The 19,004-nt window shown below is 63.7% G+C and carries 20 protein-coding genes and 1 pseudogene; 13 read left to right on the top strand and 8 right to left on the bottom strand.

All coding sequences use genetic code 11. From position 1 onward, the window contains the following. Window positions 1-136: 136 nt before the first annotated feature. On the bottom strand, window positions 137-1,102 hold the full coding sequence (locus ACNPP0_RS09970; RefSeq protein ID WP_448705767.1) for a tripartite tricarboxylate transporter substrate binding protein: 966 nt from the start codon (window positions 1,100-1,102) through the stop codon (window positions 137-139). 266 nt (window positions 1,103-1,368) lie between these two features. On the opposite strand from ACNPP0_RS09970, the gene ACNPP0_RS09965 reads away from it, so the two are divergent. Both ACNPP0_RS09965 and ACNPP0_RS09960 read left to right on the top strand, forming a co-directional pair. Then, a complete protein-coding gene (locus tag ACNPP0_RS09965; protein WP_332608417.1) occupies window positions 1,369-2,355 on the top strand; it encodes a Bug family tripartite tricarboxylate transporter substrate binding protein in 987 nt (328 codons plus the stop codon). Window positions 2,356-2,364: 9 nt separating this feature from the next. Further along, on the top strand, window positions 2,365-3,150 hold the full coding sequence (locus ACNPP0_RS09960) for an SDR family NAD(P)-dependent oxidoreductase (RefSeq protein ID WP_448705766.1): 786 nt from the start codon (window positions 2,365-2,367) through the stop codon (window positions 3,148-3,150). Between the two features lie 78 nt (window positions 3,151-3,228). On the opposite strand, the gene ACNPP0_RS09955 is transcribed toward ACNPP0_RS09960, so the two are convergent. Further along, entirely contained in the window at window positions 3,229-4,638 is a 1,410-nt protein-coding gene (locus ACNPP0_RS09955) for an amidase (protein ID WP_448705765.1), read from the bottom strand. A 202-nt stretch (window positions 4,639-4,840) separates the two neighbouring features. Between ACNPP0_RS09955 and ACNPP0_RS09950 the strand changes: the two genes are divergently transcribed. The 3 genes from ACNPP0_RS09950 to ACNPP0_RS09940 are packed head-to-tail and all read left to right on the top strand — an operon-like array spanning window position 4,841 to window position 8,182. After that, window positions 4,841-5,416, top strand: coding sequence for a TetR/AcrR family transcriptional regulator (locus tag ACNPP0_RS09950; protein ID WP_448705764.1), 576 nt, complete (start codon window positions 4,841-4,843; stop codon window positions 5,414-5,416). Between the two features lie 58 nt (window positions 5,417-5,474). After that, window positions 5,475-7,178 carry a putative bifunctional diguanylate cyclase/phosphodiesterase gene (locus ACNPP0_RS09945; RefSeq protein WP_332608421.1) on the top strand — a complete coding sequence of 568 codons (1,704 nt, stop codon included), beginning with the start codon at window positions 5,475-5,477 and terminating at the stop codon, window positions 7,176-7,178. 50 nt (window positions 7,179-7,228) lie between these two features. Continuing rightward, on the top strand, window positions 7,229-8,182 hold the full coding sequence (locus ACNPP0_RS09940) for a LysR family transcriptional regulator (RefSeq protein ID WP_448705763.1): 954 nt from the start codon (window positions 7,229-7,231) through the stop codon (window positions 8,180-8,182). Here the strand turns inward: ACNPP0_RS09940 and ACNPP0_RS09935 are convergent. Further along, window positions 8,117-8,851, bottom strand: coding sequence for an SDR family oxidoreductase (locus ACNPP0_RS09935; protein ID WP_332608423.1), 735 nt, complete (start codon window positions 8,849-8,851; stop codon window positions 8,117-8,119). The two genes, ACNPP0_RS09940 and ACNPP0_RS09935, sit on opposite strands and share 66 nt — an antisense overlap. A 231-nt stretch (window positions 8,852-9,082) precedes the next feature. On the opposite strand from ACNPP0_RS09935, the gene ACNPP0_RS09930 reads away from it, so the two are divergent. The 3 genes from ACNPP0_RS09930 (at window position 9,083) to ACNPP0_RS09920 (ending at window position 10,249) form a co-directional block, all read left to right on the top strand. Then, window positions 9,083-9,466, top strand: coding sequence for a c-type cytochrome (locus tag ACNPP0_RS09930; RefSeq protein ID WP_332608424.1), 384 nt, complete (start codon window positions 9,083-9,085; stop codon window positions 9,464-9,466). 138 nt (window positions 9,467-9,604) lie between these two features. Then, window positions 9,605-9,997, top strand: a complete 393-nt coding sequence (locus ACNPP0_RS09925) for a VOC family protein (protein ID WP_332608425.1) — start codon at window positions 9,605-9,607, stop codon at window positions 9,995-9,997. A 51-nt stretch (window positions 9,998-10,048) separates the two neighbouring features. Then, entirely contained in the window at window positions 10,049-10,249 is a 201-nt protein-coding gene (locus ACNPP0_RS09920; RefSeq protein ID WP_448705762.1) for an alpha/beta fold hydrolase, read from the top strand. A 12-nt stretch (window positions 10,250-10,261) separates the two neighbouring features. Here the strand turns inward: ACNPP0_RS09920 and ACNPP0_RS09915 are convergent, their stop codons facing one another. Continuing rightward, entirely contained in the window at window positions 10,262-11,017 is a 756-nt protein-coding gene (locus tag ACNPP0_RS09915; protein WP_448705761.1) for an SDR family NAD(P)-dependent oxidoreductase, read from the bottom strand. A 161-nt stretch (window positions 11,018-11,178) separates the two neighbouring features. On the opposite strand from ACNPP0_RS09915, the gene ACNPP0_RS09910 reads away from it, so the two are divergent. Further along, window positions 11,179-12,171 (top strand): AraC family transcriptional regulator, encoded by a 993-nt coding sequence (locus tag ACNPP0_RS09910; RefSeq protein ID WP_448705760.1) that lies wholly within the window; start codon window positions 11,179-11,181, stop codon window positions 12,169-12,171. 132 nt (window positions 12,172-12,303) lie between these two features. On the opposite strand, the gene ACNPP0_RS09905 is transcribed toward ACNPP0_RS09910, so the two are convergent. Both ACNPP0_RS09905 and ACNPP0_RS09900 read right to left on the bottom strand, forming a co-directional pair. Continuing rightward, the gene (locus ACNPP0_RS09905; protein ID WP_448705759.1) at window positions 12,304-13,296 is read right to left on the bottom strand and encodes a Bug family tripartite tricarboxylate transporter substrate binding protein; all 993 of its coding nucleotides are present in this window, start codon (window positions 13,294-13,296) and stop codon (window positions 12,304-12,306) included. Between the two features lie 213 nt (window positions 13,297-13,509). Then, window positions 13,510-14,607 carry a mandelate racemase/muconate lactonizing enzyme family protein gene (locus ACNPP0_RS09900; RefSeq protein ID WP_448705758.1) on the bottom strand — a complete coding sequence of 366 codons (1,098 nt, stop codon included), beginning with the start codon at window positions 14,605-14,607 and terminating at the stop codon, window positions 13,510-13,512. Between the two features lie 120 nt (window positions 14,608-14,727). Here ACNPP0_RS09900 and ACNPP0_RS09895 point away from each other — a divergent pair, with 120 nt between their 5' ends. The 3 genes from ACNPP0_RS09895 (at window position 14,728) to ACNPP0_RS09885 (ending at window position 16,473) form a co-directional block, all read left to right on the top strand. Next, on the top strand, window positions 14,728-15,636 hold the full coding sequence (locus ACNPP0_RS09895; protein ID WP_332608430.1) for a LysR family transcriptional regulator: 909 nt from the start codon (window positions 14,728-14,730) through the stop codon (window positions 15,634-15,636). Window positions 15,637-15,726: 90 nt separating this feature from the next. Further along, on the top strand, window positions 15,727-16,170 hold the full coding sequence (locus tag ACNPP0_RS09890; RefSeq protein WP_104145247.1) for a DUF695 domain-containing protein: 444 nt from the start codon (window positions 15,727-15,729) through the stop codon (window positions 16,168-16,170). Window positions 16,171-16,335: 165 nt separating this feature from the next. Beyond that, window positions 16,336-16,473, top strand: a complete 138-nt coding sequence (locus ACNPP0_RS09885) for a hypothetical protein (RefSeq protein ID WP_448705757.1) — start codon at window positions 16,336-16,338, stop codon at window positions 16,471-16,473. 52 nt (window positions 16,474-16,525) lie between these two features. Here the strand turns inward: ACNPP0_RS09885 and ACNPP0_RS09880 are convergent, their stop codons facing one another. Both ACNPP0_RS09880 and ACNPP0_RS09875 read right to left on the bottom strand, forming a co-directional pair. Further along, window positions 16,526-17,377, bottom strand: coding sequence for an MBL fold metallo-hydrolase (locus tag ACNPP0_RS09880; protein WP_448705811.1), 852 nt, complete (start codon window positions 17,375-17,377; stop codon window positions 16,526-16,528). Continuing rightward, a pseudogene (locus ACNPP0_RS09875) lies at window positions 17,372-17,881 on the bottom strand (sugar ABC transporter); the annotation flags it as partial. The gene ACNPP0_RS09880 and the pseudogene ACNPP0_RS09875, both read right to left, overlap by 6 nt. A gap of 174 nt (window positions 17,882-18,055) precedes the next feature. On the opposite strand from ACNPP0_RS09875, the gene ACNPP0_RS09870 reads away from it, so the two are divergent. Next, entirely contained in the window at window positions 18,056-18,973 is a 918-nt protein-coding gene (locus ACNPP0_RS09870) for a LysR substrate-binding domain-containing protein (protein ID WP_448705756.1), read from the top strand. The last annotated feature ends 31 nt before the right edge of the window (window positions 18,974-19,004 follow it).

Below are 19,004 nucleotides of genomic sequence, written 5' to 3'. Positions count from 1 at the left end.
GGCATGCAAAGCTGGCGCGCGGGCTTGCCGCCCGCCGCCAGGCCGGTGCTGGTCCTTCGCCTGAAATCATACGCCTGCCCGCGCGCCTGCTGGGTCTATGTGCCCGCTGTTATCCGGCAAAGATGTGCCGGCGCGATCAGTCGCGCTTGCGCGCTTTCGCGCTGGCCTCGAACTCGGCCGACAAGCGCAGTTGCTCTTGCTTGTAGTCGTCCAGGGTGCCGCTGTAGCCGTCCAGATACAGATCCTGCCGCGCCTTGTCCATCGCCGTTGACGTCGCGGCCTGCCTGACGAAGCGGGCCAACTGCGTACGCACGGGCTCGGGGATGCCGCTGCGCACCGCCACGCTATAGCTGCTGTGAAACACCATGTCGGGCACACCAAGCTCGGAAAACGTCTTCACCCCCGCCAGATGGCTCACGCTGCCCGGCCGCCCGGTGTAGGCCAGCACCTTCACGTGGGGATTGTCCTTGACGGTTTGCGTGGTGCCGATCGTGGTGAAGTAGCCGTCGATCTGACCGCCCAGAATTGCCGTCAGCCCTTCGGCCCCGCCCTTGAAGGGAATCGGGCGGTATTGCGTGCCCAGGCTTGCTGCCAGCCTGGCCGCCAAGGTGGAATAGGTGCCGATGCCCAGGTCCGCAATGCCGATGTCCATTTCGCGCTTCGCCCCTTTCAGGTCCTGCAAGGTGTTCCAGCCGCGATCGGCCGGCACGATGAAGGCGTAGCTGCTTTGGGCCAGCGGGGCCAGGATGTCGAAGTCCGAAAACGCGTAGCTCGCGCCGGGCGTCGTCAACTTTGCGCTGTAAAAACCCTCGGCATGCACCAGCAGGGTGTAGCCGTCGGCGGGCCGGTTCTTGACGGCCATGATGCCGATGGCCGAGCCGGCGCCCGGCCGGTTTTCCACCACCACCGGCTGCCCCATGATTGCCCCAAGCTGCTGGGCGAACGCGCGCGAGATGGCGTCGGTAGCGGCCCCCGGCGGATACGGGACCACAAGCCGCACGGGCTTGTCCGGATACGCCGTTTGCGCGGCGGCCGCAAAGGAAAACAGTGCGCTGCACACCGCGCCTGCCAGCAGCAGACGGCGGCGAATCGTGAAAGGCATGGCTTGCTCTTCTTCAGTTGTCCCCGTGAAAGTGTATCCAGCCCCCCCCCCATCCATTCCGTCAGAATTCGAAGATGTCTTCTGCAAAAAACGCAGCACGCCGGCACCGCGCGCCGCCATCGGCCATGCCCGCGACTCCTCCGATTCATGCAGTTCAGATCTGCGGCTTCAGCTATAGCCAAGCCGGTGCAGCTACCTAGAATTTAGAGCTCCTGACAAATCAAAGTGAATTGAAAACATCAATTCCAATATTCCGGAGACTAGCCATGACCCACCCCCTTCCCACACGGCGAGCCATCCTGCTGGGCGGCGTGCTGATGGGCCTGGGCGTCAACGCCCTGGCCGCCGCCAGCGATTGGCCCGACCGCCCTATCCGTCTGGTAGTCGCCGGGTCCCCCGGCGCCGGCGGCGACATTTTTGCCCGCTTGATAGCCGCCCCGTTGTCCAAGGCGCTTAACCAGCCCATCGTCGTGGAATCCAAGCCCGGCGCCAACGGCATGATTGCGTGCGACACGGTAGCCAAGGCGGCGCCAGACGGCTACACCTTGCTGCTGGCGCCCTCGTCCGCCATTTTGCTGAACCCGGTGGTGCTTCCCTCGCTGCCTTACGACCCGGACAAAGACCTGCTGCCGATTGCGCAGGTCGGCGCGGCGGGCATCCTGCTGGTCGCCAACCCCAGCACCGGCTTCAAGAACCTGGCCGACATGGTTGCCTATGCCAAGGCCAACCCCGGCAAGCTGGCGTACGGTTCGTGGGGCACGGGTTCATCCGGCAACCTGGCCATGGAAGGCATCAAGGCCCACTACGGCCTGGACATGCCGCATGTTCCTTACAAGCAATTGGTCACGGAAAGCACCGACCTGATCGCCAACACCATCAGCGTCGGGTTCATGGATATCGCCTCGCCGATTCCGTTCATGCGCAGCGGCAAGTTGGTCGCCCTGGGCCAGACGGGTTCGCGCCGCTGGCCCGCCACGATGGATGTGCCGACGCTGGCCGAGCAAGGCTACAAATTTGAAGCCGACGGTTGGTACGGCGTTTTTGCGCCGGCGGGCACGCCGCCGCGGATCATCGACCGGCTTAACACAGAGATCTATCGCGCACAGCACACTGCCGACGTCCGCGAAAAAATCGAAGGCCAGAACATGATCATTCCCGCGGACATTTCCGCCAAGGAATTCGCGGCATCGATCAAGCGCGACGCGGTCATCTGGCAAGGCCTGGCGCAAGTGGCCGACCTGAAGAACAAGTAGGCGGCGCGCATGGACACCTCTATCAATACGCCTTTTGCGGTCGACGCCTTGCAAGGCCGCGTGGCCGTGGTCACAGGCGCCAGCGGCGGCATCGGCCTGGCCATCTGCCGGCAACTGCAATCGATGGGCGCGGCCGTCGTGCAGGTGGACGTCAACGCGGGCCACGCCGACGCCCGGGCGGACGGGCTGCTGAACGTGCGCTGTGATATTTCAGAGCCGGACGCGGTGGCGGAGATGGCCGCGCAGGTGGCGCAGCGCTTCGGGCGCTGCGACATACTGGTCAACAACGCGGCCATCAGCGCCGCGCCCGTGGGGCTGGAGGCGTTCCCGATCGATTTATGGGACCGCATCTTTCGCGTCAACCTGCGCGGCGCGTTGTTGTGCGCACAGCAGCTGTTTCCGCTGATGCGCGATCAACAGGCGGGCAGCATCATCAATGTGGCGTCAATCTCTGCCAACACGCCCACGCGAGTCGGCGCCTACGGCTCGACCAAATCCGCCCTGCAAGCGCTGACCCGGCAGATGGCCGTGGAATGGGGCCCCCTGGGCATACGCGCCAACGCCATCAGCCCGGGCATGATCCGTACCCCGCTGTCGGAACCGCACTACCGCGACGACGCCGTGCTGCAAAAACGCGTTGCCCACATCCCCGCGCGACGCATCGGCCTTCCCTCGGACATCGCGGGCGCCGTGGCCTTTCTGGCCAGCGACGCATCGCACTATGTGAATGGGCAGGACATCGTGGTGGACGGCGGCTTTCTTAAAGCATCGCTGACGAATCTGTATGCGGGCTGAGCGTCGGCGTGGCGGCGGGCAGCCAACGGCACGTCGCCCCCACGAGCTTGCCTGGCGCGCGTTCAGCGCCGTGCCGGCTTAGAGGGCGGGGCGCAGGCCACGAACCGGGCTAAGCGATTCCAGCTGCGCCGCCAGATGAAGAATGGTCGACTCGGCGTGCCAGCTGCCAACCAGCTGCACGTTGATCGGCATCCCCTCCTTGCTGGTCCCGAACCGCATCGAGACGCCGGGCAGGCCCGTGACATTGAGCGGGACGGTTGCGCCCTGAAGATACGTGGCGTCCACGGTCTGGCCGTCGATGGTGAACGTATCCACGCCATGCTTGTGCGCGGGAATGGGCAACACGTGCGTGATAAGCGCGTCGTACTTCGTGAAGTACTCGGCGTATCCGTCGCGCAAGCGCTCGGCGGCCTGCTCGGCATCGATATAGTCCTGCATCGACGTATCGGGCAGCGCAAGCATCGTCCTGGCCATCTTGTACACCTCGTCCAAGCCACGCCCCGCGGTGGCCTCCGCGAATGCCGGTTTCATTTCCATGACGTGAAGGCGGTTGAACACGTCTAGCGCAAAGTCGCGTTCAAGGGCGGGAATGCCCACCGGTTCCACCACACAACCCGCGTCCTTGAGCGCTTCGGCCGCCGCGCGGACGGTGCCCGCGACCTCGGGGTCGACGGGGCCGAAACCCGGGCCCACCATCCAGCCGACCCGCAGTGCGCGGCCGGGCGATGCGCCGAGGCCCGCATCAAATGGAGCGGCGCTACTTGAGAAGGCGTCCATCCCGTCCGGCCCGGACAATTGCGAAAATGCCAACGCCAGGTCGCGGATGCTGCGCGCCATGGGTCCCACGTGCCAGAAGCGGCGCGGGGCTCGCGGCCAGATGCCCGTCATGGGCACGCGCCCGTGCGTCGCCTTCAAGGACACGATGCCGGTCTGGGCGGCGGGCCCCCGTACCGAGATGGCCAGGTCGGTGCCCAAGCCCAGCGGCGACATGCCCGCGGCAATCGCCGCGGATTCCCCCCCGCTTGAACCGCCTGGGGTGCGTTCAAGATCCCAGGGGTTGTTGGAACGACCGCTTAGCAGGTTGTCGCTTTCAATCCAGTATGAAAATTCGGGCAGATTCGTTTTCGCCATCAGAATGCCGCCCGCGCTTTTCAGGCGCGCCACACTGGTTGCGTCGGTGTCCGGCAGCCGCCCCCGGAAAATGGGCGAACCCCGTTGCGTCATGACTCCGGCGGTGTCAATCGAATCCTTGGCGGTAAACGGCACGCCATGCAGCGGGCCCAGCGGCCGGCCTGCCAGCACGGCGGCTTCGGCGGCCTTGGCCTGCTTGAGCGCATCGCCCGCCAGCGTGACGACAGCGTTCACCTTTTTATCCACGGCATCGATGCGATCAAGGTGCGCCTGCATCACTTCAACGGGCGATACCTGGCGGTTGCGAATCAGGGCGGCCAGCCCTGTTGCGTCGTTTTCAAGAAGTTCCGAGTTCATGCGTGTTCCTGGTTGAAAGTGGGAATGAAAGACAGGATTGCCGTCATCGGCGGAAAGACTAACGAACGATTGTTAGTTGGCCCGGGCGTGATGGATCCGTGGACGGGCTACAACAAGCGTTGCGCTACCTAACGTTTGTTAGGTTGAACTTTAAGCGGCATAATTTGTATCGTCAACCCTAAACTTCGTTGAGGCAGTCACTTTGAAGAATCCCGCAGGCGCAAGCTCCAGCGACAGGCTTGTCGCCGCCGCCACCAAAATCGTCCAGGCGCATGGCTATGGCGGGCTCAACATGCGCGACCTGGCGCAGGACGTGGGCATGAAGGGGGCCAGCATCTACCACCACTTCCCCAGCAAGGCCGATCTTGCGGCGGCCGTGGCACGACGGTACTGGCAGGATTCAGCCGAGGCCCTGCAAGCGCTGTCCGCCACCTGCGACAATCCGCTCGATTGCCTGCGCCGTTATCCCCAAACCTTCCGCAAGTCGCTCGAAAGCGACAACCGCATGTGCCTGAGCAGTTTCATGGCCGCCGAATACGACGACTTGCCCGAAGCGGTAAAGAAAGAGGTCCAGGCGTTTGCGGACGTCAACGTCGACTGGCTGGCCCAGGGCCTGTCAGCGGCGCGCATCGTGCCCGCCAACGAGGCCGAAGGACGGGCGCGCGCCATTTACGCGGCAGTCGCCGGCGCCCAGCTGATGGCGCGCGGTCGCGCCGACATTGCGCTGTTTGATGCGCTGATTGCCGGCTATCGGTCGGCCGGGCTGTTGCCGGCATGACGATGTGGTTTGCGAAACAGGAATGATTGGCTAGTCCGACGCGAACGAAGGTCCAACAATGGCACGACGCCCCGCCCCACACCCCGCCCAACCGCCCACCGCCGACGCGCGCCAGCCCGCGCCGGAACATCTGGCGGAAATGCTGGACAGCCTAAGCGACGGCTTCATGTCGATAGACAAGTCGTGGCGTTTTACCTACCTGAACGACACCGCCGAACGCTACTTGCAGCAGGATAGGCACAACCTGCTGGGGCGCGACATATGGCAGTGTTACCCGGACCTGGTGGACTCGGGCTATTACCGGATCTACCAGCAGACGGCGGCCACGGGCGTCCCCGGTCGCCACACCGCTTATTACGCCCCGCTGCGCACCTGGTTCGAAGCGCGATCGTTTCGCCACGATGAAGGCATCACGGTGCTGTTTCGCGACGTCACGCGCGAACAAGAGCAGGCGGCACAACTGGAATTCGAAGCCGGTCACGACTATCTGACCGGTTTACCGAATCGGCGCAAATGCATGGAAACGCTATCCGGCGCGGTCGCCGACGCCACGTTGAAAGGCGCCCGGAATAGCGCTCGCGTAGCGGTGCTGTTTATCGATCTGGACCACATGAAAGACGTCAACGACGCATTCGGCCATGCCGTCGGCGATGCGATGCTGCGCGCATTTGCCCACAGGCTGAACACCCTGGTCGAGCCCACTTGTTTTGCCGCGCGGGTAGGCGGTGACGAGTTTGTTCTGGTGTTGCGCAACACCACCGAAAACGCGGCGCACGCCTGTGCGCAGGCAGTGCTGGACACGCTTGCGGCGCCGTTTGAAACGGGCGGCCGATCGCTATTGCTTTCTGCCAGCATTGGTATCGCGCTGCTTGGAGAAAAACCTGAATCCGCCGAGGCATTGCTGAGCCAGGCGGATACCGCCATGTACGCCGCAAAGTCCTCGGGCGGGCTGCACGTTCGCATGTATGACGCGGCATTGGACCGGGGCATGCGCGAGCGCGTGGTACTGCGCTCGGAGTTTCGTGCCGCATTTTCAAGCAACCAGTTCGAACTGCATTTCCAGCCGCAGATTGCCTTGACCGACGGCTCCCTGGCTGGCGTCGAGGCGCTGCTTCGTTGGCGTCATCCCCAACGCGGCTTGCTGACGCCGGACGCGTTTCTGGCGTTGCTGCTTGATTCTTCCTACGAGGGCCAGCTGGCCGATTGGCTGTTCGATGCCGTCTGCCGCCATATCGCCGTATGGCAACAATTGGGCGTAACCGTGCCCAGGACCAGCCTGAACGTGTCGCCCCGGCAACTGCTGGACGCCGGCCTGGCAGATCGCATTCTTGATGCCGCCCGGCGGCACCGCGTCTGCCCCGCCCTGCTGGATATCGAAATCACGGAAGATGGCCTGCTGGGCGATATCGACATGGCCACATCGGTGCTGGCTACGCTGAAAGGCGCCGGCATATCCACATCGCTGGATGACTTTGGCGCCGGTTACTCCAGCCTTAGCTACCTGGTCCGCCTTCCCGTGGACGCGCTAAAGATCGACAGATCGTTCGTGCGGGAATTGCTGGCGTCAGAGAAAGCGTCTGCGGTCATCCGAAGCATTGTCGGCCTTGCCCGCGCGCTGGGCATGAAGACCATCGCCGAAGGCGTGGAACACCAACACCAGGCCGATGCGCTTAAAGACGCGGGCTGTGACTGCATTCAAGGCTATCTGATCAGCCGACCGCTGACCGCCGAGGCTTTCCTGGAATTCATGCGGCGCGCGTGACACCGCCGACGCGCCGCCGCCCCCTTCCCCTATCCCTCCGCGACCACCCCATGTTCCAACTACGACAGCTGAAGATTTTCATTGCCGCAGCAGAGACGTTGAACTTCACGCAAGCCGCCAAACGCGTGCACCTGTCGCAGCCCAGCGTGACGGAGCAGGTGCGCGCACTGGAAGACAGCGTGGGTCACGCGCTGTTCATTCGCCAGAACAACCGCTTGCAACTGACGGCGGCGGGGGAAAGGCTGGCCTCGCGCGCCCGCGAGCTGCTTGCGTTGGCCGATGAAGCGTTCCGGCAGGTTCGCGACAACGTCGATGATCCGGGGGGCACTATCCGCGTGGCCGCGCCGCAAACCTTGTGCACCAGCGTGCTGGTTCCGCAACTGCTGGAGCTTGCCGAGCTGTATCCCGCCACCCAGGTTGCGGTCCAGGAAAGAAATTCCTCGGACACCGCGCAGGCGGTGCTGGACGCAACGGCCGACCTGGGGCTGGTGCACGGCTGGCCGGCCGACAACGCTAGGCTCCGCGTGGAGACCATAGCCCGGGACAGGCCGGGCGTCGTGTTGCCGCCCGGCCATCCCTTGGCGCACGCAACCGAAATCCGCCCGCACGCGCTGGCCGCCTACCCGCTGATCGTCACGATGCAGGGCTGCCGGTATCGGGAATACCTGGAGGCCCTGTTGCAGGACGCCCCCATGCGGCCCCGCGTTCGGGGCGAGGCCGACAGCGTACCGGCCTTGATGCAGATGGTGTCCGCCGGCCTGGGAATATCGATCCTGCCCAGGATGGCCGTGGGCGCGGCCGTCTCGGCGTCGCAGCCGGTATGGCGGCCGTTGGCCACACAGGGAGCAGGCCTGCCCATCTGCCTGCTTACCCTGCACCGCGAACCCACGCGCCAGACTGCCGCCTTCATCCAGATGATCCGGCTTGCGACCCTGGGCTCAGACCAGCCGATGCCCGCCATCGACGTGCAGCACGGTGCCGGTCGTGTAGCCGTTGCCAAGTAGGAAGAGGATGGCGTCGGCGATATCGTCGCCGGTGCCCACCCGCCCCACCGGCAGCCGCTCGGCCATCGACGCCAGCAACGCGTCACTGTCGGCGCCCGCCACATCGTTCCAGATCGGCGTGCGGACCCATCCCGGTGACACCGCGTTGACGCGCAACGGCGCCAGCTCGACCGCCATCGCGCGCACCACCCCTTCCAAGGCGGCATTGATTGCCGCCACGGCCACGCCCTTGGGCCGGGGTCGATAGGCGGCGATACCGGAGGTCAGCGTGATTGAACCGTGCGCCGGCATCCGTGCGGCGCCATGCTTGGCCAGCAAGATGGGCGCGACGACTTTCGAGCGGATCGCCCGGTCCAGCGCGTCCAGAGCCAGGTCGGGCAGCAGCTCGTAGGCGCCCCGGATGTCGGCGGCGGTGCAGACCAGGTGGTCCACGTGGCCGATGTCTTCGAACAGCCGCTGCACCTGCGCTTCGCGGGTCACGTCCGCCTGACACACGCGCGGCTCGCCAAACGCTTGCAGCTGCGTGGCCGCGGCGTCCAGTTTGTCGCGCGATCGGCCCACGATCACGACGTCGCAATGCATGCTCAGCAGCCGGGCGCTTAGGGCCAGGCCCATGCCCGAGCCGCCGCCGACGACCACGATGCGTTGTCCTGCAAGAGGGTTGGTCATGCTCATTTCCTTTGAGTAAAGGTTTGGAAATGAACGATGTTCTCGTCATACCGCGCGGCGGGCCAGCAGGAATGTCCGATGGGGGTATCGGCTGTTCTATGTGGACGCGGCACACGCTTTAATCCATGCCGTCTGCGATAATGCCGCCCGCCACGGCAGCCCGCCATGACGCGCGGCCGCTCTAGATATCCGGCGCCTTCCGAATCTGCACTGCCCCCACACCAACATCACATGACATCCAAGGCAATCTGCATTGCTGCGCTAGCCGTTGCAGCGCTGACTCAAGCACCACTTTCCATGGCACAGAACGTCAATGGCAAGAACCTTTTCACGCAGCGATGCGCCATGTGCCACGGGGCCGATATCAAGGGCACCGGGCCATTGGCCCAGAAAAGTAATCCCCCCACCCCCGACCTGACCACTGCGGCGTTCAAAAAACGTCTTCAAGAATATCCGGGCGTCATCGTTTCATCGGTGATCTTGCGGCCAAATGGCGACTTGATTCCGAGGACGCTGCGAGAGAACGGCGTAAAAATTGCACCGCACGCCTGGACGGTTCAGGACTTTCGCGATTTGAATAAATACATGACGGGCGTGATTTCGAAAAGCCGTTAACAGTGCGTTGACGTCGGCGTCATTACTCGGCATCGAGTACGGGCGGTCTTCCGCCGAATACCCGTCTGAAAGCAGCACTGCCTATTCTGTTCCAGTATGCTCGCCCCCCCTAACCCAGCGCTTTCAAGGACACACCTCATGAAGTTTGGCTACACCATCATCTATGTGCCTGACGTGGCGGCATCCCTGTCGTTCTTTGAAGGCGCGTTCGGTTTTCCGGTGCGGTTCCTGCACGAGTCAAAAACCTACGGTGAGCTTGATACGGGCGCCACCACGCTGGCGTTCGCGGCGCATGAATTGGGGGCAATGAACTTCGCCACCGGGCACGTCGAAGCGTCGGCGTCGGCCAAGCCGCTGGGCATGGAGGTGGCGTTTGTGACGGATGACGTGGCCGCCGCCCATGCCCGGGCCTTGTCGCGGGGCGCAACAGAGCTAAGCGCCCCGACCGCCAAACCTTGGGGTCAGGTGGTGTCTTACCTGCGCTGCCCCGACGGCATGTTGGTCGAGTTGTGTACGCCTGTGCAAGGCTGAGACCGCCAGTTCAACGCCATCGCCAAGCACGACGTCGCCGACAACGTCGCGTTGTCGAAAACCAAGCTGGCCATGCCGGTACTGGCCATCGGCGGAGAAAAATCCTTTGGCGACAACATGGCGATCGTCATGCGCAATGCGGCGTCCAACGTGCGCGGGGAAGTCGTGCCCGGGGCCGGGCACTGGCTGATGGAAGAGAGCCCCGAATCCACGGTCGGCTTGATTGGCGGCTTCCTGACGACGTCGCAGTAGCGGCGCAGGGGTTTAAATCGATTGTCCGCCCGATACCTCGATGCGCTGGCCGTTAACCCAACGGTTGTCAGGCCCCAACAGGCTGGCGATCATCGGGCCGATGTCGTCGGGCAGACCTACCCGGCCCAGCGCGGTCATATTGGCGAAGGCGCTGTTGTAGTCGGGCATGTCGCGCACCGCGCCGCCTAGAAAATCGGTTTCGATCGCGCCTGGGGCAACGGCATTGGCGGTGATGCCACGGCTGCCCAGTTCCTTGGCCATGTACACCGTCAGCGTTTCCACGGCGCCCTTGGCGGCGGCATAGGCTGAAAAACCGGGGAACGATACGCGGGTCAGGCCCGACGACAAGTTGACGATGCGCCCGCCGTCCGCCAGCACCGGCAGCAAGGCCTGGGTAAGAAAGAACACGCCCTTGACGTGCACCGCAAAAAGCGCGTCGAACTGCGCTTCGGTGGTGGACGCAAAGTCCGCCATCTCGCCGTGGCCGGCGTTGTTGATCAGGTGATCGAGACTGTCGCGGCCCCAGATGCCGTCCAACGCCGTGCGCACGGCGGCTGCGAAGGCAGTAAAGGACGACACCTGGCTCGTGTCCAATTGCAGCGCGACGGCCTTGCGACCAAGCGCTGCGATGTCGGCAACCACCGCGTCGGCGGCTGCCTTGTCGCCGCGATAAGTGATGATGACGTCGCCGCCGTGGCGGGCGATGCTGAGTGCGGTATTGCGGCCCAGCCCTCGGCTGGCGCCGGTAACCAGAGAAATAGTCGTCATGAAGTGCCCCTGAATGGTTGAAGCCCCAGCGTAGAAGTTGCTGCCCGAAACGGGTTGCTCGATCATGTTGACGACTTGCCTGATTCTGTTTTCGTAGAAAAACGTTGATGTCCGGGCATACAATTTCCCGGCAGCATCCCCTACGCGTTCTTGCCTGAACCATGGACTCGATTGCCCAATCCACCCAATCTGCCGGACCTGGCGTGCGCGCGGCCGACGCATCCGGGCATGCCGACGTGACAGAAGCCTTGCGGCACGTGGCAGCGCGCTATGCCGATGCCCACGTCAACAGCGAAGGCATCGCGGCCACGCCCGTTGCAGGTGTGGTCATCCTGCGCGAAGCCACCCCTTCCCCGCTTGACTACGCCATCACCAAACCGCTGGTTGCGCTGGTGCTGCAAGGGCGCAAGCGCGTGACGATCGGCGCCCGAACTTATGAATTTGGCGCGGGCGAATCCTTGCTGATCACGATGGACGTGCCAACCATCAGCCAGATCACCACAGCCAGTGCGGCCGCGCCTTACTACGCTTTGGTCATGGAATTGGACGCGGGCGTGATCACGGATCTGCTCAGCGACATGAACGCGCTGCCGACCGAGCCGCAGCACCCCGTGCGCGTGGACACGACCGAAGCCGATGTGGCCGAGGCAGCGCTACGCCTGCTTAGATTGCTGGACCGGCCCGGCCCCATCGCCGTGCTGGGCCGCCAGTTGGTGCGCGAATTGCACTACTGGCTACTGGTCGGGCGACATGGCGGCGCGATTCGCGCGCTGGGTGTCACCGACAGCCACGCCCACAGAATTGCGCGCGCCGTGGAAATCCTGCGCAAGAGATACACGGAGCCCTTGCCCGTTGAAACGCTCGCCCATGCCGCCGGCATGAGCCTGTCGGCGTTTCATACGCATTTTCGCAGCATCACCACGCTGACCCCGCTGCAATTTCAGAAGCAGCTACGCCTGCTGGATGCACGCCGACGCCTGCTTGCGCAAGGCGCCGCGATCAGCACCACGGCCTATGCCGTCGGCTACGAAAGCGTGAACCAGTTCACGCGAGAGTACGCGCGTATGTTCGGCCAGCCGCCGGGACGCAGTATCCGCGAGGCCCGCGCGCAGGTGGATACCGCCCAGCCCGGCATTGCGGCCGGCAGTGGTTGAATGGCTTTTCAGGCGGGGGCCTGCCACATAGGAAGCGCTTGGGCAGGCCCGTACCGTCTTAGGGATTCATCAACGGAGCGCCGACAGGCGCATGCATCGCCGCAACATCAAGCGCAATGCCCACGCCCCCCCTTACTCTGCCTTGATCCCGCCCCGCTGGATCACCGCCGTCCACTTCGCCACATCGTCCCGGATCCGCCGCGCGAATTCCGCCGGCGTGCTGCCCACCGGCTGAAAGCCCAGCCCCGCCAGCTTGTCACGCAGCGCGCCGTTGCGCACGGATTCGGCCAGTGTTGCAGACAGACGCTGGATGATCGGTTCCGGCACGCCGGCCGGTGCAATGACGCCGAACAATGGCGAAATGTCCACGCCCGGCAGCCCAGCCTCGGTGAACGTGGGCACGTCGGGTAGCTGGCTGGCGCGCTGGGGGCTGGTGACGGCCAGGGCTCTCAGGCGCCCGCCTTTGATGTGTTCCAGCAGCGTGGGAACGGTGGCGAAGGCGAACTGCACCTGGCCGCCCAGCAGGTCCGTGATGATGGTGCCGCCGCCACGGTACGGCACGTGCAGCACGTCCACGCCGGCCTGCTGGCGCAGCTGCTCGCCCGCCAGGTGCGGGCCGCTGCCCACGCCCGCCGATCCGAATGACAGCGTGCCCGGCTGCGCCTTGGCCAACGCGACAAAGGATGCGACGTCGGTCGCTTTGACGGACGGATGCACCACCATGACGAACGGCGCGGTCGCCATCAGCGAGACCGGTGCAAAATCCTTGATGGCGTCGTAGGGCTGGCGGTCGCCCAGTAGCCCGGGGTTGATGGTGAATGTGGAGTCGACCATGCCGATGGTGTAGCCGTCCGGCGCGGAGACCGCTACCGCGCGCGTGCCGATCGTAGTGCCGCCCCCGCCCCGGTTTTCCACGACGAAGGGTTGGCCCAGTGCGTCCGCGTACACCTGCCCCGCCATGCGGCCCAGGGTGTCGGTGGCGGCGCCCGGCGGGTACGGGATGATCAGGCGGGCCGGCTTGTCGGGATACTGCGCGGCGCGCGCCGCGAACGTCCACGGCAGGACTGCCGCGCCCGTTGCCATGGCCATGCCGTTGATCAGGAACGCTCTGCGCGAGGGGTGCATGGGGTTTGTCTCCAGGAATATGTTCGAGGCGGCCTCTTTGGGCCCGCCTTATCGTCGTATCAGGGGATGCGTATCACGGGATTCGTATCAGAGGCTTCGTATCAGGGGCTTCGTATCAGAGGCTTCATATCAGGGGCTTCGTATCAGGGGCTTCGTATCAGGGGCTTCGTATCAGGAGCTTCGTATCAGGGGCGCCGTATCACGCACGTCGTGTCAGGCGCTGTACCGTCCTTCGGCGAGTGCCGCTTCCGGGTCCGCGCCCAGCCCCGGCCCGTCCGGCACGTGGACCCAACCATCGGCAATGGGCACGCTGTGCGCATAGGGCACGTGGGCAAGTTCCACGTACAGCCGTTCCAGCGATACCTCGGTCTGCTGCGCGGCGATCACATGCAGGCTGGCCAGAAAGCCCGGACCAAAGAACGCCACTTGCGGTGCGCAGACGACGCTGGTTTGCGCGCACTTCTGCGCGATGCGCCACGCGGCGGTCAGGCCCAGCTTGATGACGCTGGGCTGCACATACTGCGCGGCCTCGTTGTCCACGACGCGTTCCAGGTCCATGGCGCTGGCGGCGTTCTCGCCCACGGCCAGCGGCACATTGCAGGCGCGCTTCAAGCGAGCCAGCGCACGGTCATCTTCCGGCGGCCAAAGCGGCTCTTCGATCCAGAACGGATCATGCGCAAGCATGGCGGCAATGGCGGACTCGGCCTCGTCCGGCAGCCACGCGCAATTTGTGTCCACCATGATCGGCACGGCCGGCCCCGCGCTGCGGCGCACGGCAGCCAGCGCATCGGCGGTGCGCTCATGCAACTTGATCTCGGTATAGCCCTCGTTCAAGGCGCGCGTCGTGACGGCATCCAGCCGCTCAGCATTGCCGTAGTACTGAAGCAATGACGCATAGACGCGCACGCGTTCGCGGCGCTTGCCGCCCAGTAATTGGTGCAGCGGCACGCCGGCGCGCTTGGCACGCAGGTCCCACAGCGCAATGTCCAGGCCGGCCAGCGCGTGCACCACGGGGCCGGACCGACCCAGGTTGTGCAGCGTGCGTTGCATGCCGGGCAGCAAGGTGTCGTCATCCGCGTCGCGCCCGCAGGCCAGCGGGGCGATCAGGGTCTGGAAAATCGCCGTCAAGGCGCGCGGTTCCACGCAATACGATTCGCCCCAGGCCACCGTGCCGTCCTCGGTTTGCACACGCACCAGCGCGCTGTCCAGCTTGTCGCGCGGACGGCCGGCGAACAACGGCGACGGGCTCCAGTGATGAAACGGCAGGCGTAGCGGGATGCAGTCGACAGAGACAATGGTGTTAGCGGGCATGGTCGGCGTAGTGATGAATGAACCGCAATGGGTACACGGCGGGAGACGATCCGGCTATTCTGGCGGCGGCTTCTTCATATGGTCAAATAGATGAATTGACTATTTCCATATGAAATTCATATGTTCCACCGGCGAGAATTGCTGCTGCTGCGCGCCATGTATCGGCACGACACCGTCACCGCCGCGGCCGCCTCGGTCAACATGACGCAGCCTGCCGCCAGCGCGCTGTTGCGCGACATGGAAACGCGGCTGGGCTTTGCACTGTTCAGCCGCGAGAACCGCCGCCTGCACCTCACCAGCCAGGGGCGCGCACTGATCCCCGAAGTGCTCAACGCCCTGGCCGGCATCGAGGCCGTCGACCGCTTGGCCGTGGACATTCGGCAAGGCGCGCTGGCGCGGCTGGACGTGGGCGCGGTGGCCATTGCCGCGTCCAGCCTGCTGCCGGCGGCCATGGCAGGCATGCGCCGCGCACATCCCGCCGTGGCGGTGACCATTCGCGCGGGCACCGCCCTGGAGATCATCGAAATGGCCGTGGACCACCGCATCGATCTGGGCATCATCATCGGCGCGCCGTCGGACATCGCCCGCGTCAGCAGCCTGCGGCTGGCACCCTTGGCCTTGCATGCGGTCATGCCCAAGAACCATGCTTGGGCGCGTCGGCCGGTTATGGCGCTGGAAGACGTAGCCGCCGCCGGCCCCATTGTGCTGGCGCCCGCCCTGCCCGCCGGCCGCGCCACGCGCCATGCGCTGGAGTCGCGCGGACTTCCCTATCGGCCGATTATCGAGGTGGCGCAATCGTCGGCCGCCTGCGCTTTGGCGGCAGAGGGCCTGGGCGTGGCCATCGTTGAAAGCCTGGGCGCGCACTACGCTGAACGCCAGGGCCTGGTCACCCGCCGGTTGCTGTCACTGGAAGATCCGGTGCTTGCCGTGGTGTGGTCGCGCGACCGCGACATGAGCGGGCCGGCGCAGGTGCTGCGAGACGGTTTGGCGCAGCAGGCCCAAAGCCGTTTGGCGGGTAGCGGGGCCTAGTGACGGCAGCCGCAATAAACAGCTTGCGATAGACTTCCGGGCTTGAAGTGTCGAACAAATCAGTTCGATCCCAGCACAGGAATTCATTTAATGAGCAGCATTTTTCCAGGCGATCAGTGGGCAGTGGGTGAATCCCGCATCAATGGTTTGTCAATCGTCGTGCGATTCCGTACGGGCCTGCCGCCGGCGCCTGATCGCCAAGTCAACGACAACCTGATCATTATCTCCTGGCCGTATACGGGCATTGAATCCGGCATGCCCAATGACGAAGACAAGAAGTCGACCAACAATTTTGAAGAAGCCGTCGAAAACGGATTCGAGAATTCCAGCGTCGGTGTGCCGGTGGCGTGCCTGACCGGCAATCACGCGAAAGAGTGGCGTTACTACACGAATGACGTCGACGCGTTTATGCAGGCGTTCAATGAATGCCTGGCCGGGCATCCGGCCTATCCCATCAATCTGCGCGTGTTCAAGGATCCTGATTGGAAGGGGCTGTCGCAATTGCAGCCGCAAGGCTCGGATCAGATTCACTGATCGTCCGGCCGCCTGGGCAGCATATGCCCTTGCGTTTGCCTGTTTTACGGCAAGGCGGCAAGCTTTCTGATAAATTGACGCGCGAATTCAATATCACGTCGAAATATCACGCCGAAGCTGTAGAGCCATAAACGTCAATAACCGAACTGTGGGGTAACGGTCAAAATGAAAAAACTTGCATTGCTTGTTGTTCTGCCCGCGCTGCTTGCCGGATGTACGACTTCACAAATGAGCATGCTGACGGGCAAACGCGCCAAGACCTACAACGACGTCAATGCAAGCTGGGTTGGCAGCGATGGCTGACAGGCAAGGCGTGGATGGACAACAGCAACCGCTTTGTCGTCCGCGTCATGCTTTAAGTTTCATAATCCAGGCCGTAGCGTCCGCGGCTTTGCCGTATGCGCGCAAAGCCCAATTCCCCCAAGTGCATCCCGGCGATCAACAGTTCTTCTGAGCTGACCATGTCCAGCAGCCGCGAGCGCGTGGCGGCGGCCAGCGTAGGATCCTGATCGAACGCAATCGACACGTCCGGCCGTTCAATCTGGATATGAGGGAAATGGACGATGTCTCCCCAAACCAGCAGGCTTTGGTTCGCGGATTCAAACAGATATCCGGTATGCCCATCCGTGTGGCCGGGTAACGGCATCGCGCGAATCCCCGGCAACACCTGCCCGTCTGTGAACGTGCTTAGCGTCTCGCGATAGCCGTCGAACACTTGACGCGCAATCAGAAAGTTGCCGCGCGCGCGCTCAGTGGCGCGACTTAGGTTTGCGTCGTCCTGCCAGAATGCAAGCTCTTGCTGATGGACCAGCACTTGCGCATTGGGAAATGCAATTTGCCCTTCGGCGTCCACCAGGCCGCCCACATGATCGGGATGGGCGTGGGTAAGCAGAATGGTGTCGACGCTGCCCGGTTCAACGCCCGCCAGCCGCAAATTAGCGTGCAGCCGGCCGCCCCATTGTTTAATGCCCCCCGCGCCACCGTCGATAAGAATGGTGCGGCCGGCGCCGCGTACCAGATAGCAGTTGATATGCACGGCAGCAGGGTCCGTGGCGCCAGCATCGTGCTGCATTTTGTCGGCTTCGTCGGCGTCGATATTGGACAGCAGGCTCAGGCTGGCGCTCAGGTAGCCGTCGCTGATTGCGGTGACCGTGTACGCCCCGGCTTGCTGGCTTGGAAAGGGGCAAACGGCCCGCGAACCGGTCAGTTGTTCTGTGATCGGCGAATACAGGTAAACGCCTTCAGCCAGGCACTCGACGGGCGGCGCCTTTCGCGCAGGCATCGTGGCCATCCAGCGGTGCTGCGGAAACTTCTCCAGCGCCACTGCTCGCATCGCGGACGGGGTCAGGCCCATCTGAATCAAGGGCTCGGCGCCGGTTGCACACAGCACCAGCAGTTCGTCTTTATTGACGGCCGGTGCAACGCCGATACCGTCGTACAGATTTCGGTGCCAATCGCTGATGTGCCGCTGCCACTTCGCGAAATTGCCGCCGCCCTTCTGGCGATACTCGTCTCCCGTCAGAACCTCCAGCCCGTCGATCGTGTGCAAGGCCAGATAGACGGGGCACGCCGCGCTTAATGCCTTGAAGCGCTGCGACGTGCGAAAGCCGGCCACCGAAATAAGCGCGGGCAATTTATCGACGCTGTAGAAGCGGTTCCACTCGGCTTCGCTGTAGGGATCGGCAAAGCTGCACTCCACGGTATAGATCATCAGAATGTCCTTCATGACAGACGGGGCCGCTGCGGCAAGCCGGCCGATTCATTGCATGGACGTAATGCTAAGCTGCCATTTACCGCGCATATAGCGATATAAAGTCAGTCTTCATTGACTTTTCATCAAGCTGATTGCAGCGCCTGGAACAACAGCCCCCAGCAAGACACATTCATGCGACGCAAGATTCCAAGCAACTCCGCGCTACTCGCTTTCGAGGCAGCCGCCCGCCATGGCAGCTTTGCCCGGGCGGCGCAGGAATTAGCGCTGACCGAAGGCGCGATCAGCCGGCAGATCGCCCGTCTGGAAGCATTTTTAAACGTCTCGCTGTTTGAGCGCGTGGGAAACCGGGTTCGGCTTGCGCCCAATGGCGTGCGATACGCCGTCCAAGTTCGCCAGACGCTGGATCGGCTGGAACGGGACAGCCTTTATTTGATGGGGCAGCCCGTGCAGGGCGGGACGATTGATATTGCCGCCAGCCCCACATTCGCCACGCGCTGGCTTATTCCACGGCTAAAGCATTTCCAAAACCGCCATCCCGACATAACCGTGCATATTGCCGAACGGTTGGAACCCTTCATTCTTGCCGGCAGTGGTTTTGACGCCGCCATCCATTTCGAGCATCCCGCCTGGGCCGGTATGCATTTGCATCCCTTGTTGGAAGAAGTGCTGGTGCCGGTGTGCAGCCCGGCACTGCTCGCGGATGCGGGTATGGGCGCCAGTATGAACACCGGCGCCCACTTGTCATTGAATGATCTGCCACGCCTGCATCGGCGGCAGAATCCGGACGCCTGGCAGCGATATGCTCAAGAGGCCGGCATCGAGTTGACCAATTCCGCAGTGGGCGCGCGCTACGACCTGCATGCCATGCTGATCGCGGCGGCCATCGCCGGTCTGGGGGTTACACTGGTGCCCCGCCTATACATCGAGGCAGAACTGGAACAAGGCCAACTGGTCGCGCCTTGGCCCGAGAGCAAAGCGGTCGCCAAGACCTTCTGCCTGGTACTGCCCGAACCGGTCGAATTAAGCGCAGGGCCAGTCCAGGCATTCGCGACATGGCTGGTTCAGGAAGCGCAGGGCCTGGCATCGTAATCGCAACGCGTCATCCCGCTGCCGTCCCTTG

The organism is Achromobacter semiaridum (genome assembly GCF_053543755.1).
Note: the sequence above shows the minus strand (reverse complement) of the source record. Positions and strands in the feature narration are given on the sequence as shown.

What these genes read in the sequence shown, in the direction of transcription:
- ACNPP0_RS09970 (WP_448705767.1), bottom strand. Translation starts at nt 1,102, where the DNA reads ATGCCTTTCACGATTCGCCGCCGTCTGCTGCTGGCAGGCGCGGTGTGC.
- ACNPP0_RS09965 (WP_332608417.1), top strand. Translation starts at nt 1,369, where the DNA reads ATGACCCACCCCCTTCCCACACGGCGAGCCATCCTGCTGGGCGGCGTG.
- ACNPP0_RS09960 (WP_448705766.1), top strand. Translation starts at nt 2,365, where the DNA reads ATGGACACCTCTATCAATACGCCTTTTGCGGTCGACGCCTTGCAAGGC.
- ACNPP0_RS09955 (WP_448705765.1), bottom strand. Translation starts at nt 4,638, where the DNA reads ATGAACTCGGAACTTCTTGAAAACGACGCAACAGGGCTGGCCGCCCTG.
- ACNPP0_RS09945 (WP_332608421.1), top strand. Translation starts at nt 5,475, where the DNA reads ATGGCACGACGCCCCGCCCCACACCCCGCCCAACCGCCCACCGCCGAC.
- ACNPP0_RS09940 (WP_448705763.1), top strand. Translation starts at nt 7,229, where the DNA reads ATGTTCCAACTACGACAGCTGAAGATTTTCATTGCCGCAGCAGAGACG.
- ACNPP0_RS09935 (WP_332608423.1), bottom strand. Translation starts at nt 8,851, where the DNA reads ATGACCAACCCTCTTGCAGGACAACGCATCGTGGTCGTCGGCGGCGGC.
- ACNPP0_RS09930 (WP_332608424.1), top strand. Translation starts at nt 9,083, where the DNA reads ATGACATCCAAGGCAATCTGCATTGCTGCGCTAGCCGTTGCAGCGCTG.
- ACNPP0_RS09925 (WP_332608425.1), top strand. Translation starts at nt 9,605, where the DNA reads ATGAAGTTTGGCTACACCATCATCTATGTGCCTGACGTGGCGGCATCC.
- ACNPP0_RS09915 (WP_448705761.1), bottom strand. Translation starts at nt 11,017, where the DNA reads ATGACGACTATTTCTCTGGTTACCGGCGCCAGCCGAGGGCTGGGCCGC.
- ACNPP0_RS09910 (WP_448705760.1), top strand. Translation starts at nt 11,179, where the DNA reads ATGGACTCGATTGCCCAATCCACCCAATCTGCCGGACCTGGCGTGCGC.
- ACNPP0_RS09905 (WP_448705759.1), bottom strand. Translation starts at nt 13,296, where the DNA reads ATGCACCCCTCGCGCAGAGCGTTCCTGATCAACGGCATGGCCATGGCA.
- ACNPP0_RS09900 (WP_448705758.1), bottom strand. Translation starts at nt 14,607, where the DNA reads ATGCCCGCTAACACCATTGTCTCTGTCGACTGCATCCCGCTACGCCTG.
- ACNPP0_RS09895 (WP_332608430.1), top strand. Translation starts at nt 14,728, where the DNA reads ATGTTCCACCGGCGAGAATTGCTGCTGCTGCGCGCCATGTATCGGCAC.
- ACNPP0_RS09890 (WP_104145247.1), top strand. Translation starts at nt 15,727, where the DNA reads ATGAGCAGCATTTTTCCAGGCGATCAGTGGGCAGTGGGTGAATCCCGC.
- ACNPP0_RS09885 (WP_448705757.1), top strand. Translation starts at nt 16,336, where the DNA reads ATGAAAAAACTTGCATTGCTTGTTGTTCTGCCCGCGCTGCTTGCCGGA.
- ACNPP0_RS09870 (WP_448705756.1), top strand. Translation starts at nt 18,056, where the DNA reads ATGCGACGCAAGATTCCAAGCAACTCCGCGCTACTCGCTTTCGAGGCA.